Origin of the sequence: Paracoccus sanguinis (genome assembly GCF_900106665.1) — a bacterium.
In the GTDB taxonomy this organism is placed as follows: domain Bacteria; phylum Pseudomonadota; class Alphaproteobacteria; order Rhodobacterales; family Rhodobacteraceae; genus Paracoccus; species Paracoccus panacisoli.
On sequence record NZ_FNNA01000001.1, the window covers coordinates 479,558 to 494,549 of the forward strand.

A 14,992-nucleotide genomic window follows, 5' to 3' on the forward strand; every position below is an offset into this window, starting at 1 on the left:
GGTTTCAGCCATCGGCCTCACCTTCCCTGCTTGCTCTGCCAGCGGGCGCGGGCGGAAAGCCACGCGGCGGCAAAGCGGTCCAATTCCTCTGGCGTCGTCGTCGCCCCGAACGACACCCTGAGCGCGCACCCGGCATCCGCCTCAGGCACGCCCATCGCCCGCAACACCCCGCTGGATCGGACCTTGCCCGACGAGCAGGCCGACCCCGCCGAGACGGCGAAACCGGCGAGGTCCATCTGCATCACCTGCGTCTCTCCGCGCCAGCCGGGCGTCAGGATCGACAGCGTCTGCGGCAGCCGGGGGGAATCGCGTCCCGGCAACATAGTGTTTCCGTCATGATCTTCCAGCCTCATCGCCAGCCGGTCGCGCATTTCGGCCAGTTTTTCCGCCATTCCCGCCGCGAGGTCGCGCTGCGCCGCCACCGCCGCGGCCGCGAAACCGGCGATTCCGGCAAGGTTTTCGGTGCCGGCGCGGCGCCCGCTCTCTTGCCCGCCGCCGCGCAGCCGGGCCGGACGGTCGGCGCCCGCGCGCAGGATCAGCGCGCCCACGCCGCGCGGGCCGCCGAGCTTGTGGGCGCTGACGAACCCCGCCTCGACGCCGAGCCAGTCGAAGGCAAAGGGGATCTTGCCGAACGCCTGGGTCAGGTCGCTGACCGCGAGCCCATGCGGCAGGTCCTGGATCACCCCGGTCTCGCTGTTGGCGAGCTGCAGCGCGGCGCCCGCCGGGTCCGCGACCGTCACCCGCCCGCTCGCCTCGACCAGCAGCGTCTCGGCGCACCAGGCGCGGACCGCGTCATGCTCGATCCCGGCGCAGGTGAGCCCCTGCCCCTCGAGCGCCAGCGCCGCCGCCTCGGTCGCGCACGAGGTAAAGACGATGTCGGCCTGCGCCGCGCCGAGCGCCTCGGCCAGCGTCTCGCGCGACCGCTCGAGCAGCATCTTGGCCGCCCTCCCCTCGGCATGGACGCTCGAGGGGTTGCCGGTCACGTCCAGCGCCTCAGCCATCGCCGCCCGCGCCTCGGGCCGCAGGGGCGCGGTGGCGTTCCAGTCGAGATAGACGCGGCTCACGGCGCCTCGTCCGGCGCGGCCGCCCCCTCGCCCAGCGCCGCGGCGATGCGCCCGGCGAGGCGGCGCGCGACCTCGGTCTTGGGCAGCCGCGGCCACGGCTCGGCGCCGTCCGCGGTGACGAGCACCACGGCGTTCTCGGCGCCGCCCATGATCCCGGTGACGGGGCGGACGTCGTTGGCGACGATCCAGTCGCAGCCCTTCCGCGCCCGCTTGGCGGTGGCGTTGGCCACCACATCGTCGGTCTCGGCCGCAAACCCCACCACCAGCGCGGGGCGCCGGTCCGAGCGGCTGATCCAGGCGAGGATGTCCGGGTTTTCCGCCATCTCGAGCGCCGGGGGCCGACCCGAGCCGTCCTTCTTCAGCTTGCGGTCGGCGGCGTTCACCACGCGCCAGTCGGCCACCGCGGCGGCCATGACCGCGGCGTCGGCCGGCAGCGCGCCTTCCACCGCGTCGCGCATCTCGCGCGCCGTCTCGACCGCGATCACCTCGACGCCCGCGGGCGGCGGCACTTCGGCCGGGCCGGTGACGAAGCTGACCCGCGCGCCCAGATCGCGCAGCGCCGCGGCGATCGCGGTCCCCTGCGCGCCCGACGAGCGGTTGGCAATGTAGCGCACCGGGTCGATCGGCTCATGCGTCGGGCCAGAGGTGACGATGACGTGGCGACCTGCGAGCGGACCGGGCGCGGTGGGACACGCGGCGCCGGGGTTGGGGCGGTTTGCGCTGGTCGGACCGGCGGATTCCGGTTGGGCCTGCACCGGGCCAGCGGCGCCTGTCGCCGTATGGTCCTCTGCGGCAAGACCCGATCCATCAGTCGTGTTGCTCGGCTCCACATTGGTCCCGCCGGCATCAAGCGGCGCATCCTCGCCCATCCCCGCGAGCGGCGCCACCGTCTCGCCACGCCCAGTTGCCCCCGCCGCCGCGCGGACGGCAGAATCCGGCGTGAGCCGCAGGATGGCGTCGGTCAGCCGCAGCGGCGCCTCTGCCCCGCGGCCCGTCTCTTCGGCCAAGCCGCCACCCGAACCTGGGCCAGCCGCACCGCCACCCAAGGCCTCGCGGATCGCCGCGACGATTGCCGCAGGCTCGGCCATCCGCCCCTCGCCCCACTCGCCGCAGGCCATCGCCCCGACATCGGGTCCGACCGTCAGGATCCCGTCGCCGCGCAGGGTCTCCAGATTGCGGCGCGTGGCCGGATGCTCCCACATCCGCACATTCATCGCCGGGGCGATCAGCACCGGCTTGTCGGTCGCCATGAGCAGGGTCGAGGCGAGGTCGCCCGCCAGCCCCGCCGCCATCTTCGCCATGAGGTCCGCCGTCGCCGGCGCAACCACGACCAGATCGGCCGCGCGTGACAGCTGGATATGCCCCATCTCGGCCTCGCGCGTGAGGTCCCAGAGCGCGGTGTGGCACGCCTCGCCCGACAGCGAGGCGAGGGTCAGCGGGGTGACGAACTGCGCGCCCCCCTCGGTCAGGACGGTGGTGATCCTGACGCCCGCCCCGGAGAGCAGCCGGATCAGCTCGGGCGTCTTGTAGGCCGCGATCCCGCCCCCGACGATCAGCAGAACCCGCCGCCCCTGCATCCCAGCCTCCGCCTCTCGCCCATGCGCCCTTCGGCGCCTCGACGGGCGCCGGTCACGCCAGTCCTAGGCGACCCGTGGCGGCGGGGCAAGGAATGGGCGGGGCGGCGCGGGAACCTAGCGGCCAGCGGCCAGCGGCCAGCGGCCAGCGGCCAGCGGCCAGCGGCCAGCGGCCAGCGGCCAGCGGCCAGCGGCCAGCGGCCAGCGGCCAGCGGCCAGCGGCCAGCGGCCAGCGGCCAGCGGCCAGCGAGGGGGTGGCTTTCCGAGCCAACGTGCAAGCGGAAATCCGCCTCGCCCGCAAAAATGTTTCGTCAGCTTCTCGTTGTTCCCCCCTCCTTCACGCCGCCGCGGCAAACGGCAACCGGTAGCTGATCGCCTCGGCCAGATGAGGCGCGCGCACCCGTTCGCTGCCGTCGAGGTCGGCGATGGTCCGGGCCGTCCGCAGCACCCGGTGATACCCGCGCGCGCTCAACCCCAGCCGCTCGGCCGCGCGCAGGATCAGGCTGCGGCCCTCGGCATCCGGGGCCGCGATCTCCTCGAGCACCCCGCCCGAGGCATCCGCGTTCACCCGCAGCGTCGGGTGCGCGGCAAAGCGGTCGGCCTGCACCGCCCGCGCCGCGGCGATCCGGGCGGCGATCCCGGCGCTGGCCTCGCCCGCCGCGGGCTGCTCGAGATCGCCGATCGCCACCGGCGGCACCTCGATCCTCAGGTCGAAGCGGTCCATCAGCGGCCCCGACAGCTTGCCGAGATAATCCGCCCCGCACTGCGGCGCGCGGGCACAGGCGCGCGCGGCATCGGCGAGATGCCCGCAGCGGCACGGGTTCGCCGCCGCCACCAGCAGGAAGCGGCAGGGATAGCGCACGTGTGCGTTGGCCCGCGCCACCACCACCTCACCGATCTCGAGCGGCTGGCGCAGCGTTTCGAGCACCTGGCGCGGGAACTCGGGCAGTTCGTCCATGAACAGCACGCCATTGTGGGCAAGACTGATCTCTCCCGGCCGCGCCCCCCGCCCGCCCCCGACCATGGCCGCCATCGAGGCGGTGTGATGCGGGTCGCGATAGGGCGCCGCCCGTGAGATCGCGCCCTCGCTCAGCATCCCCGCGAGCGACTGGATCATCGACGTCTCGAGCGCCTCGGCCGGCGTCAGCTCGGGCATCAACCCCGGCAGGCGGGCGGCGAGCATCGACTTGCCCGACCCCGGCGGCCCCACCATCAGCAGGTGATGGCGGCCCGCCGCGGCGATCTCGATGGCGCGCTTGGCGCGCTCCTGCCCGCGGACGTCGGCCATGTCGGGTCCCGGCGCGGGGGGCCGCACATCCCCGGCCCGCGCCTGCGCCACCGGCGCGCGGCCGGTCAGGTGGTCGACCACCTGCCGCAGGCCCTGCGGCGCCACGACGGGCACCGCCCCGACCCATGCCGCCTCGGCCCCGCAGGCGGGAGGGCAGATCAGCGTGCGCTGCTCGTCGGCCGCCGCCACCGCGGCCGGCAGCGCCCCGGCCACCGGCACCAGCCGCCCGTCAAGCGCCAGTTCGCCGAGCGAAACCACCGTCGCCAGCTCGTCGGCGGGCACGAGATCGAGCGCGGCGAGGATGGCGAGCGCGATGGGAAGGTCGAAATGCGAGCCCTCCTTCGGCAGGTCGGCGGGCGAGAGGTTCACCGTGACCCGCTTCGACGGCATGGCAATGGCCATCGCGGCGAACGCCGCCCGGACCCGCTCGCGCGCCTCGCTCACCGCCTTGTCGGGCAGGCCTACGACGGTGAAGGACGGCAGCCCGGGCGACACCGCCGCCTGAACCTCGACCAGCCGCGCCTCGATCCCGTCAAAGGCGACGCTGTAGGCGATTGCGACCATCCGGTGCTCCCTCGTTTCGAGGGGACGTTAGCTGCGAGCGGTTGAGAAAGAGTTAACAGCGACCGCGCGAAGGGGAATGCTGTGTGCTGGCGCGTTCCCGACGCATACTTTTAAGGGTGTAGCCAGATACATCGCCGCGAACGCTTCCGTCAGCGACCTTACGCCGCCCGCCGGCGCTCGATCGCCTCCCAGATCAGCGCGGCAGCGTTGACCCCATCGAACCGCTCGAGCTCCTGGATGCCGGTCGGCGAGGTCACGTTGATCTCGGTCAGCCAACCGTCGATCACGTCGATCCCGACGAAGATCTGCCCCTTCTCGCGCAGGACCGGCCCGATGCGGGCACAGATCTCGCGCTCACGATCGGTCAGGCCGACCTTCTCGGGCCGTCCGCCAACGTGCATGTTGGACCGGGCCTCGCCCTGCGCCGGGACGCGGTTGATCGCGCCCACGGGTTCACCGTCCACGAGGATGATGCGCTTGTCGCCCTTGACCACGGCGGGCAGGTATTTCTGCACGATCACCGGCTCGCGGTTCATGCCGCCGAATAACTCGAGCAACGCCGACAGATTGGCGTCGGCCTGCGGCAAGTGAAAGACGCCCGCGCCGCCATTGCCATAGAGCGGCTTGAGGATGATTTCGCCGTGACGCTGGCGGAAGCCGCGGATGGCCCGCACGTCGCGGGCGATCATGGTCGGCGGGGTGAGGTCGGGGAAATCGAGAACCATCAGTTTCTCGGGCGAATTCCGCACCCAGAACGGGTCGTTCACGACCAGCGTGGCCGGATGGATGCGGTCGAGCAGGTGGGTCGAGGTGACGTAGGCCATGTCGAACGGGGGGTCCTGCCGCAGCCAGACGACATCGAATCCGGACAGGTCGACGGTCTGCCACTCACCGAAATCGACGTGGTTTCCCGCCTCGCGGCGCAAGGTGACGTCGCGCCCGTGCGCGAGCAGCCGCCCCTCGTCGAAGATCAGCCGATCGGCCGTGTACTGGAACAGGCTGTGGCCCCGGGTCTGGGCCTCGAGCCCCAGTCGAAAGGTCGAATCCCCGTCGATCGAGACCGCCTCGATCGGGTCCATCTGCAACGCGACCTTGAGGCTCATCCCGGCTCTCCGCTCACCATCAATCGGTGCCGGTTGTCGCGCGACCGGCTCGGCGATGCAAGGCGCGGTCAGTTCAGGCCGAACGCGTTCTCGATGACCTCGACCCGGCCGGTCGCGTCCACCAGCGCGGCGTCGAAGCGGATGTCGGTCAGCGCGCCACCCGGAAGCTTGTCGGCATAGATGAGCGCTGCCGTGCAGATGCGGTCCATCTGCCGACGCGACAGCCGGGCGGCGGCCGCGTCATGGGTATCGGCCTTTTTCACCTCGACGAAAACCACGGCCTCGCCGTCGCGGACGATCAGGTCCACCTCGCCGGCTGGGCTGCGCCAGCACCGCTCGAGAACCTCGGCCCCGCGGTCCCGGTAGTGATCGGCCACGCGGGCTTCGGCCGAATGGCCGCTGGCGTGGGCAGCCAGTCCCCGGGCGGCGCGCACCCCGGCGGGGGCGGTTCGGGGGCGGGTCTGGGTGACCCAGGGCATTGCGGTCTGCATCACTCACCCTCCTGCATGGCCAGAGCCATGCGATACACATCCTTGCGCGCCCGGCCCGTCTCGGCCGCCACGGCCGCGGCGGCGTCGCGCACCGTCATCGTCGCCAGCCGCCCGGCGAGGGCGGCCCGGACACCATCATCGTCCGCCAGTTCCGCCGGGCGTGGACCCAGCACCACCACGACCTCGCCGCGAAGCCCCTCGTCGGGGATGCCCGCCGCGATTTCGGCGACCGTGCCTTGCCGGACTTCCTCGAACTTCTTCGTCAGTTCCCTGCACACACAGATAGCGCGATTCGGGTCAAGTTCGCACAACTCTTCCAACATTTCCTTAACGCGCCTCGGACTCTCGAAGATTACCGCCGTCGTGCCGACCCCGGCGACCTCGGCGAGCCACCGGCGGCGGGCGCCCTGCGCCGAGGGGGCGAAGCCCGCGAAGAGGAACCGGTCGGTGGGCTGACCCGCGACGCTCAGGGCCGCGAGCAGCGCCGAGGCGCCGGGCACGGCGTGGACGCGGCCGCCGGCGGCGGTGACCTCGCGCGCCAGGGTGAAGCCGGGGTCGGCCACCAGCGGCGTTCCCGCGTCCGAGGCATAGGCGACCGCCTCGCCGCGGCCGATGGCGGAGAGGATTGCCGGGGTCGAGCGGGCGGCGTTGTGATCGTGGTGGGCCACGATGCGGCGCCCGCGCAGCGGGATGCCGTGGATGGCGAGCAGGTGGCGGAGGGTGCGGGTGTCCTCGGCCGCCAGAAGATCGGCGGCGTTGAGCACGTCGAGCGCCCGCAGGGTGATGTCGCGCGCCGTGCCGATCGGGGTCGCGACGAGGTGCAGCCCCGGCTCGAGCCGTGCGGCCAGCACGCCCGCCGGTACCGGCTGCGGGGCCGCGTGTGCGGCGCCGCCGCTGCCGTCGTCGTCTGATCCCGCCATGTTAAACCTCCGCTGCGAGCGCCCCGTCCGCGGGGCCGTGTCGCGCCGCCCCGGCGCGCCCTCGGGGCCCCGCGCGCACCGGCCGGTGCGCCCCTGACCTGCCGGGTCGGTCAGGTTGCCACGCGGCACGGAACAAGACTACCCTGCCCCGCATCCGGCACCCCAGAAAGAGGGAATCACCCGCATGTCCGCCACTCTCACGGCCCGCCCGGCTGCGCTCTGGCGCCGCCCCCTGCTGCGGGTCGCGGCCCTCGTCTCGGCGGCGGCGCTCGCCGCCTGCGCGCCCACCGAACCCACCGCAACCGGCGCGCAGACCGGCCCGATGATCGATCCGTCCCAGCCGGTCCAGGTGGCGCTGCTCGTGCCCGGCGGCTCGGGCGATCCGAACTACGACTACATGTCCCGCTCGATGGCCAACGCCGCGCGGATGGCAGTGGCCGACGCGCAGGGCGCGCGGATCGACCTGCGGGTCTACGAATTGGGCGACGACGCGGGCCAGGCCGTCGCCATGGCCAACAAGGCCGTGGCCGAGGGCGCCAAGGTCATCGTCGGCCCGCTGCATGGCGAATCGGCCAACGCGGTCGGCAACGCCGTCCGCGGCCGGGTCAACGTGCTGTCCTTCTCGAACAACGCCGACATCGCCGGCGGCAACCTCTTCGTGCTCGGCAACACCTTCGGCAACACCGCCGACCGGCTCGTCTCCTACGGCGTCAAGCAAGGCCTGCGCCGCTTCCTGATCGTCCACGAGAACGACGTCGCCGGTCAGCTCGGCGGCGCCGCGATCGAGGGCGCCATCGCCCGCAACCGCGGCACGATGGTCGGCAAGACCGGCCACGGCCTCAGCCGGGCCGAGATGGACGCCATCGCCCCGACCATCGCCCGCGCGGCGGCCCAGAACCAGGCCCAGGCGCTGTTCGTGACCGGCAATCACGCCGAGGCCCTGCCCGAGATCACCGCGGCGCTCGCCAGCGCCGGCGTGTCCTCGCGCTCGATCCAGCTCATGGGCCTGACCCGCTGGGACGTCCCGGCAAGCCGCGCCGGCCTGCCGCAGCTGCAGAACGGCTGGTTCGCGGTCCCGGACCTCGGCCGCATGGCCGCGTTCAACGCCCGCTACCGCGCCGCCTACGGCGAGAACCCCCACGACTTCGCCACGCTTGCCTATGACGGCGTCTCGGCGATCGCCGCCAACGTCCGTGCCGGGCGCGCCAACGCCGTCACCACAGCGGGCCTGACCCGGGGGGCGGGCTTCGCGGGCATCCAGGGGCCGTTCCGGCTGCGGCCCGACGGGTCGAACCAGCGCCAGCTGTCCGTCGCCACGCTACAAGGGGGCAAGCTGGTCGTGATCGACCCGGCGCGGTCCAGCTTCGGCGGTTTCGGGTTCTGAACTTGGCCCACCCCGATCCGGGCGCCGCGCCCGGCCGCGACGCGGTGACCGCCATCCAGAGCGCCCCGGCCCTGCCCGGGGCGCACCCGCTCTTCGACCCGGCCACCGCCCAGGTGGCCATCGATGCGGCGCTCGTCGGCGCGACCGACGCCCGCGACATCCGCGCCCGCACCGTCGCCCTGCTGACCACCGCCCGGGCCGAGGCGATGGCCGACATCGTCGCCGGCCTCGCCACGCACCCCCGCAAGGGGCGCGAGACGGTCCGCGCCATCGCCGCGCTGACCGACGCCACGGTGCAGGCGATCCACCACGTCGCCACCGTGCACCTGCACCCCAACCTCGCGCCGACCGAGGCCGAGCGCCTCGCCGTCATGGCCGTCGGCGGCTACGGCCGCGGCGAGATGGCGCCCCATTCGGACGTGGACCTGCTGTTCGTCCACCCGTGGAAACCCGCCGGCTGGATCGAGAGCGTCGTCGAGTCGATGCTCTACATGCTCTGGGACCTCAAGCTGAAGGTCGGCCAGGCCACCCGCTCGGTCGACGAATGCCTGCGGCTGGCCGAGGGCGACATGACCATCCGCACCAGCCTGCTCGAGCACCGGCTGATCTGCGGCGACGCCGTGATCGCGCAGGAGCTGCGCGACCGGCTGTGGCCCGAGCTCTTCAGCCGCACCGTCCCCGAGTTCATCGAGGCCAAGCTCGCCGAGCGCAGCGCCCGCCACCAGCGCCAGGGCGGGCAGCGCTACGTGCTCGAGCCGAACGTCAAGGAGGGCAAGGGGGGCTTGCGCGACCTCCAGACCCTCTACTGGATCGGCAAGTACATCCACCAGGTCGACCGGGCGATCGAGCTGGTCGATCTGGGCCTCTTCACCCGCGAGGAGCACACGACCTTCTGGGCGGCCGAGGACTTCCTCTGGGCGGTGCGCTGCCAGCTGCATCTCGCCGCCGGTCGGGCGGCCGACAAGCTCAGCTTTGACATGCAGCTCGAGGTGGCCGAGCGCATGGGCTACCGCGATGCGGGCGGCCGGCGGGGCGTGGAAATCTTCATGCAGGAGTATTTCCGCCACGCCACACGAGTGGGTGAGCTGACCCGCGTGTTCCTGACCGCGCTCGAGCAACGCCACCTCTACCGCGCGCCCCTGCTCGAGCGGTTCCGCCGCCGCCGCGTCCGGCCGGGCTTTCAGGTCGAGACCGGCCGCCTGACCGTCGCCGACCCCGAGCATTTCTTCGACGACCCGCTGAACATCCTGCGCCTGTTCGAGGAGGCGCTGCGCACCGAGATCCTGCTGCACCCCGACGCCATGCGCCGGGTGGCGCGCAACCTGCGCCGCTTCGACGACAGCGTGCGCACCGACCCCGAGGCGGCGCGCATCTTCCTTGACCTGCTGCTGCGCCACGGCAACCCCGAACGCGCGCTCCGGCGGATGAACGAGCTGGGCGTGCTCGGCGCCTATATCCCCGAGTTCGAGCGCATCGTCGCCATGATGCAGTTCAACGTCTATCACCACTTCACCGTGGACGAGCACCTGATCCAGTGCGTGGCCGAGCTGGCCCGGATCGAGCGCGGCGAGGTGGTCGAGGACCTGCCGATCGTCAGCCGGATCATGGGAGGCCCGATCGACCGGACGGTAATCTATCTCGCCACGCTGTTGCACGACATTGGCAAGGGCCGCCCCGAGGATCACTCGATCATCGGCGCCCAGCTCGCCCGCCGCATCTGCCAGCGGCTGGGGCTCTCGGCCGAGCGGACCGAGCTGGTCGAATGGCTGGTCCGCAACCACCTGCTCATGTCCGACGTGGCGCAGAAGCGCGACATCGCCGACCCGCGCACGCTGCGCGACTTTGCCAAGGCGGTGCGCTCGCGCCGCCGGCTCGACCTGCTGCTGGTGCTGACGGTCTGCGACATCCGCGGCGTGGGGCCAGGGACGTGGAACAACTGGAAGGCCGAGCTGCTGCGCAAGCTGCACCGGCTGACGGCGGACGCGCTGGAAAACGGCCTCGAGGACGTGAACCGCGAGCAGCGGGTGGACGAGGCGCGCCGCTCGCTCAGGCATCTGCTGACCGCGCAGGGCTGGGCGCCGGCCGACATCCGGGCCGAGACGGGGCGGCATTACGACAGCTACTGGCAGGGCCTGCCGACCGACAGCCAGCAGGTGTTCGCGCGGCTGCTCAAGGGCATCTCGGCCGAAGAGATCCGCATGGACCTCGACCCCGACCTGCGCCGCGACGCGACCCGGGCGGCGTTCGTCATGGCCGACCACCCAGGCCTCTTCTCGCGCCTCGCCGGGGCGCTGGCGCTGGTGGGCGCGAACGTGGTGGACGCGCGCACCTATACGACCCGCGACGGCTATGCGACCGCGGTCTTCTGGGTGCAGGACGCAGAGGGGCGGCCCTATTCCTCGGAACGGCTGCCGCAGCTGCGCCGGATGATCGAGCGCACGCTGGCGGGCGAGGTCGTCCCGCGCGAGGCCTTCGCCGACCGCGACAAGGTCAAGCGGCGCGAGCGCGCGTTCCGCTTTCCGACCCACGTCACCTTCGACAACGAAGGGTCCGAGATCCACACGATCATCCAGGTCGATACCCGCGACCGGCCGGGGCTGCTTTATGACCTGACCCGGACGCTGGCCGCCAACCACATCCAGATCGTGAGCGCCGTGATCGCCACCTATGGGGCGCAGGTGGTCGACAGCTTCTACGTCAAGGACATGTTCGGGCTGAAGATGCACCAGCAGTCCCGCCGCGACGCGCTGGAGCGCAAGCTGCGGCAGGCGATCCGCGAGGGGGCCGAACGGGCGGCGGGGTAGGCAGGGGTTGCCGCTGGTCCCGGGCGACGGCGGCCGATGGGTGTTTGCGCCAGAAAGAAGCGGAGCGCGCGGCGCAAGGGCTGGTGGCGTCGCGCGGCCCCTTGCGGCGGGCGGGTCCGCGGGGCTAGGGCGGCGCGCGAAGGGCAGGACCGGAAGGGACGAGAATGCGCGGCGGCTTGGTGCGGGGCTTTGTCTCGGTCGGATTGTGGACGTTCCTGTCGCGCCTCTCGGGCTTCGTGCGCGACATCCTGATGGCCGCCTGGCTCGGGACAGGGCCGGTGGCCGAGGCGTTCCTCGTCGCGCTGTCGCTGCCCAACATGTTCCGGCGCTTCTTCGCCGAGGGCGCCTTCAACACCGCCTTCGTGCCGCTGTTCTCCAAGAAGCTCGAGGGGGGCGACGACCCCCAGCGCTTTGCCCAGGACGCGTTCTCGGGGCTGGCCTTCGTGGTCGCGGTATTCTCGGCGGTGGCGATGATCGCCATGCCGGGGCTCGTGTGGCTGATGGCGGCGGGGTTCGCGGGCGACGCGCGCTTCGACCTCGCGGTCGAATACGGGCGGATCACTTTCCCCTATATCCTGCTGATCTCGCTCGCCTCGATGGTGTCGGGGGTGCTGAACGCCAACGGCCGCTTCACCGCGGCGGCGGCGGCGCCGGTGCTCTTGAACCTGCTCTTCATCGTCGGGATGCTGCTCGGGCGCGCGCTCGGCTGGGATCTCGGGCTGACGCTCGCCTGGGCGACGCCGCTGACCGGGGTGGCGCAGCTCGCGCTGGTCTGGTGGGACGCGAGCCGCACCGGCTGGCGCTTCACCCCGCGCCGGCCGCGGCTGACGCCGGACATGAAGCGGCTCTTGACCATCGCCCTGCCCGCGATCTTTGCCGGCGGCGTGGTGCAGGTGAACCTGCTCGTCGGCCGCCAGGTCGGCTCGTTCTTCGAGGGCGCGATCGGCTGGCTCAGCTACTCGGACCGGCTCTACCAGCTGCCGCTCGGGGTGGTGGGGGCCGCGGTCGCGGTGGTGCTGCTGCCCGAGCTGGCGCGCCGGCTCAGGGCGGGCGACGAGGCGGGCGGACAGTCGGCCTATTCGCGGGCGACCGAGTTCGGGATGTTCCTCACTCTGCCCGCCGCCTGCGCCATCGCGGTGATCGCCGTGCCGATGGTGGCGACGCTGTTCGAGCGCGGCGCCTTCGACGCCAACGACACCCAGCAGACGGCCCGCGCGCTGATCGTCTACGCCCTCGGACTGCCCGCCTTCGTCATGCAGAAGATCCTGCAGCCGCTCTATTTCGCGCGCGAGGATACCCGCACGCCCTTTCGCTTCGCGCTGGTGTCGATGGTGGTCAACGCGGCGGTGGCGTTCGGGCTGATGGGCACGGTCGGGTTCCTCGCCGCGGCGCTCGGAACGACGATGGCCGCGTGGTTCATGGTCGCCCAGCTCTGGTGGGGAACGCGCGGGATGGGCACGGCCGCCCGGGCCGATGCGCGGCTCATCCGCAGCCTGCCGCGCATCCTGATCTCGTCGCTGCTGATGGCGGCGGGGCTCTGGGTCCTGCGCCGCTGGCTCGCCGCCGACGGCGAGGGCGACCCGCTGGGCCTCGCCATCCTCGTCTTCGGCGGCGCCGCGCTCTATTTCGCGCTGAGCTTCGCCACCGGCGCGATCCGCCCCGCCGACCTCAAGGCTGCGGTGCGCCGCAAGCGCTGACCGCGCGTCTTTCTTCCCTGCGCAAATATCCTCCGGGGGTCCGGGGGTGGAAAACCCCCGGTCCGGTGGGGCCGCTCAGCGGTGCCGGATGCGCCCCCGCAGCCGCGCCAGGCCGCCCGGGACCAGCACGAAGGACATCAGGAACCCGATCACGAACCCCGCCACCTCGGCGATCCAGTTCTTCCCCGCGCCGCCGAACAGCACCCCGAAGATCAGCTGGAACGCGAGCAGGAAGCCGATCAGCGTGAAGGCGCGGAACTGGTTGGCGTGCTCCTCGCCCAACCGCGCCCAGAGCAGAAAGGTGAACGCGCCCAGCAGCCCGTAGACCGCCGGATACCCGCCCACCAGCGGATCGAACCGCATCTGCGGCAGCGCCGCCGCGATCGCGGCATAGACCGCCGCCCCGCCGACCGCGGCGCCGGCAAAGACCACCGCCACCGCCCAGGGCCGCATCGCCCGCGCCACCATGTTGCCGAGCGCCAGCAGGAACACGAGCACGAAGAGCGCGTGGGTCATCGAGTAATGCACGAAGGGATAGGTCAGCATCCGCCACAGCTGGCCGCCGGCGACGCTGTGGCGGTCCCAGGCGCGGATCAGGAACTCGGGCGCGAAGGCCGTCCGCTCGACCATGATCTGCCGCGCCGCCTGCCCCGCGCCGCTGCCGCCCGACAGGAACCCCAGCCGCCCGAGGCCGAAGTAGAGTTCGGACGCGAGGATCGGCAGCGCCAGCAGCCAGATGACCGCGGGCACGGGGTTCACGGGGCTTTCGTCGTATCCGGCTCGCATCTGTCGTCCTCTCGCGTGGCGCAGCAAGCGCCCGTCCGGGGGCAGGGAGTTGCGCCCGTTCGGACCAAGGGGTAATCCGGCGCCGATCCTTTTTCCAGCAGGCAGGCCGATGGCGCGCGTTCACTCTCCCCGCATCTTTTCCGGCATCCAGCCGTCCGGGGGGCTGACGCTCGGCAACTACCTCGGCGCGCTCAAGCGCTTCGCCGAAGGCCAGGGCAAGGTCGAGACGGTGTTCTGCCTCGTCGACCTGCACGCCATCACCGTGTGGCAGGACCCCGAGGCGCTGCGCCGCCAGACGCGCGAGCTGGCGGCGGGCTTCATCGCCGCGGGCGTCGATCCCGCGCAGTCGATCCTCTTTGCGCAGAGCCACGTCCCGGCCCATGCCGAGCTCGGCTGGATGCTGAGCTGCGTGGCGCGGATGGGCTGGATGAACCGCATGACCCAGTGGAAGGACAAGGCCGGCAAGAACGCCGAGGCGCAGTCGCTGGGCCTCTTCGCCTATCCGGCGCTGATGGCGGCCGACATCCTCGCCTATCAGGCGACCCACGTCCCGGTGGGCGAGGACCAGAAGCAGCACGTCGAACTGACCCGCGACATCGCCGCCAAGTTCAACCACGACTACGACACCGACTTCTTCCCCCTGCCCGAGCCGGTGATCGAGGGCGCCGCGACCCGCGTGATGTCCCTGCGTGATGGCACCAAGAAGATGTCCAAGTCCGACCCCTCGGACGCCAGCCGCATCAACCTGACCGACGACGCCGACACCATCGCCCAGAAGATCCGCAAGGCCCGCACCGACGCCGACCCCCTGCCCGGCAGCATGGAGGGGTTGAAGGACCGCCCCGAGGCCCGCAACCTCGTCAACATCTACGCCGCACTGTCGGGCGAGGCGCAGGACGCGGTGCTGGCGCGGTTCGAGGGGCAGGGCTTCGGCGCCTTCAAGCCGGCGCTCGCCGATGTGGCGGTGGCGGCGCTCTCGCCCATCACCGCGCGGATGAGCGAGCTGGTGGCCGACCCCGACGCCATCGACCGCATCCTGCAGGACGGCGCGGCCCGGGCTGACGCCATCGCGGCGCCGATCGTGGCCGAGGCGCGCGAGATCATGGGGATGATCCCCGCCCGCCGCTGAGGCAGGCGCACGGCGAGCCTGACCGGGTTACGGGCGCGGCGTCACGCCCGCGCTCCGCGCACGGATCAGGGCCCGGCCCTTCGGGTCCATCCCGCCGCGGCACAACCCGCCGCCACGCTGCCCAATCCTCGGGCAAACTGCGCGCCGGGCGACCGGGGACGTAACGGCGCCCGCCCCGGCCCCTTCCG

General features: G+C 72.1%; 11 protein-coding genes. 4 read left to right on the plus strand and 7 right to left on the minus strand.

Translation table 11 applies throughout. The features are described from left to right. Positions 1–17: 17 nt before the first annotated feature. The 6 genes from BLW17_RS02360 to rsmI all read right to left on the minus strand — a co-directional run bounded on the left by BLW17_RS02360 (position 18) and on the right by rsmI (position 7,004). Positions 18–1,064, minus strand: coding sequence for a cysteine desulfurase family protein (locus BLW17_RS02360; protein ID WP_036735840.1), 1,047 nt, complete (start codon positions 1,062–1,064; stop codon positions 18–20). Continuing rightward, the gene (locus tag BLW17_RS18425; RefSeq protein ID WP_036735838.1) at positions 1,061–2,641 is read right to left on the minus strand and encodes a bifunctional phosphopantothenoylcysteine decarboxylase/phosphopantothenate synthase; all 1,581 of its coding nucleotides are present in this window, start codon (positions 2,639–2,641) and stop codon (positions 1,061–1,063) included. The genes BLW17_RS02360 and BLW17_RS18425 overlap by 4 nt, the downstream gene beginning before the upstream one ends. 334 nt (positions 2,642–2,975) lie before the next feature. After that, the gene (locus BLW17_RS02375) at positions 2,976–4,490 is read right to left on the minus strand and encodes a YifB family Mg chelatase-like AAA ATPase (RefSeq protein WP_036736847.1); all 1,515 of its coding nucleotides are present in this window, start codon (positions 4,488–4,490) and stop codon (positions 2,976–2,978) included. Between the two features lie 158 nt (positions 4,491–4,648). After that, positions 4,649–5,593, minus strand: a complete 945-nt coding sequence (gene gshB, locus BLW17_RS02380) for a glutathione synthase (protein WP_036736848.1) — start codon at positions 5,591–5,593, stop codon at positions 4,649–4,651. 68 nt (positions 5,594–5,661) lie between these two features. Then, positions 5,662–6,084 (minus strand): YraN family protein, encoded by a 423-nt coding sequence (locus BLW17_RS02385; RefSeq protein ID WP_244507307.1) that lies wholly within the window; start codon positions 6,082–6,084, stop codon positions 5,662–5,664. Then, positions 6,084–7,004 carry a 16S rRNA (cytidine(1402)-2'-O)-methyltransferase gene (gene rsmI, locus BLW17_RS02390; protein ID WP_052176562.1) on the minus strand — a complete coding sequence of 307 codons (921 nt, stop codon included), beginning with the start codon at positions 7,002–7,004 and terminating at the stop codon, positions 6,084–6,086. Before rsmI ends, BLW17_RS02385 begins: the two co-directional genes overlap by 1 nt. 184 nt (positions 7,005–7,188) lie before the next feature. Between rsmI and BLW17_RS02395 the strand changes: the two genes are divergently transcribed. From BLW17_RS02395 to murJ, 3 genes are all read left to right on the plus strand, one after another. Next, positions 7,189–8,388, plus strand: a complete 1,200-nt coding sequence (locus tag BLW17_RS02395; RefSeq protein WP_036735642.1) for a penicillin-binding protein activator — start codon at positions 7,189–7,191, stop codon at positions 8,386–8,388. Positions 8,389–8,390: 2 nt separating this feature from the next. Further along, positions 8,391–11,192 carry a [protein-PII] uridylyltransferase gene (locus BLW17_RS02400; protein ID WP_036700088.1) on the plus strand — a complete coding sequence of 934 codons (2,802 nt, stop codon included), beginning with the start codon at positions 8,391–8,393 and terminating at the stop codon, positions 11,190–11,192. A 164-nt stretch (positions 11,193–11,356) separates the two neighbouring features. Next, on the plus strand, positions 11,357–12,889 hold the full coding sequence (murJ, locus tag BLW17_RS02405; RefSeq protein WP_036735645.1) for a murein biosynthesis integral membrane protein MurJ: 1,533 nt from the start codon (positions 11,357–11,359) through the stop codon (positions 12,887–12,889). A 75-nt stretch (positions 12,890–12,964) separates the two neighbouring features. Here murJ and BLW17_RS02410 read toward each other — a convergent pair whose 3' ends face one another. Continuing rightward, positions 12,965–13,675: a rhomboid family intramembrane serine protease gene (locus BLW17_RS02410; RefSeq protein ID WP_036735648.1), complete on the minus strand. Its 711-nt coding sequence runs from the start codon at positions 13,673–13,675 to the stop codon at positions 12,965–12,967. A gap of 109 nt (positions 13,676–13,784) precedes the next feature. Between BLW17_RS02410 and trpS the strand changes: the two genes are divergently transcribed. Next, on the plus strand, positions 13,785–14,804 hold the full coding sequence (trpS, locus tag BLW17_RS02415; RefSeq protein ID WP_036706453.1) for a tryptophan--tRNA ligase: 1,020 nt from the start codon (positions 13,785–13,787) through the stop codon (positions 14,802–14,804). Positions 14,805–14,992: the final 188 nt, after the last annotated feature.

Bases quoted from the DNA above. Each gene is read 5' to 3' on its own strand.
- BLW17_RS02385 (WP_244507307.1), bottom strand. From the start codon at position 6,084: ATGCAGACCGCAATGCCCTGGGTCACCCAGACCCGCCCCCGAACCGCC.
- BLW17_RS02375 (WP_036736847.1), bottom strand. From the start codon at position 4,490: ATGGTCGCAATCGCCTACAGCGTCGCCTTTGACGGGATCGAGGCGCGG.
- BLW17_RS02410 (WP_036735648.1), bottom strand. From the start codon at position 13,675: ATGCGAGCCGGATACGACGAAAGCCCCGTGAACCCCGTGCCCGCGGTC.
- rsmI (WP_052176562.1), bottom strand. From the start codon at position 7,004: ATGGCGGGATCAGACGACGACGGCAGCGGCGGCGCCGCACACGCGGCC.
- murJ (WP_036735645.1), top strand. From the start codon at position 11,357: ATGCGCGGCGGCTTGGTGCGGGGCTTTGTCTCGGTCGGATTGTGGACG.
- trpS (WP_036706453.1), top strand. From the start codon at position 13,785: ATGGCGCGCGTTCACTCTCCCCGCATCTTTTCCGGCATCCAGCCGTCC.
- BLW17_RS02395 (WP_036735642.1), top strand. From the start codon at position 7,189: ATGTCCGCCACTCTCACGGCCCGCCCGGCTGCGCTCTGGCGCCGCCCC.
- gshB (WP_036736848.1), bottom strand. From the start codon at position 5,593: ATGAGCCTCAAGGTCGCGTTGCAGATGGACCCGATCGAGGCGGTCTCG.
- BLW17_RS18425 (WP_036735838.1), bottom strand. From the start codon at position 2,641: ATGCAGGGGCGGCGGGTTCTGCTGATCGTCGGGGGCGGGATCGCGGCC.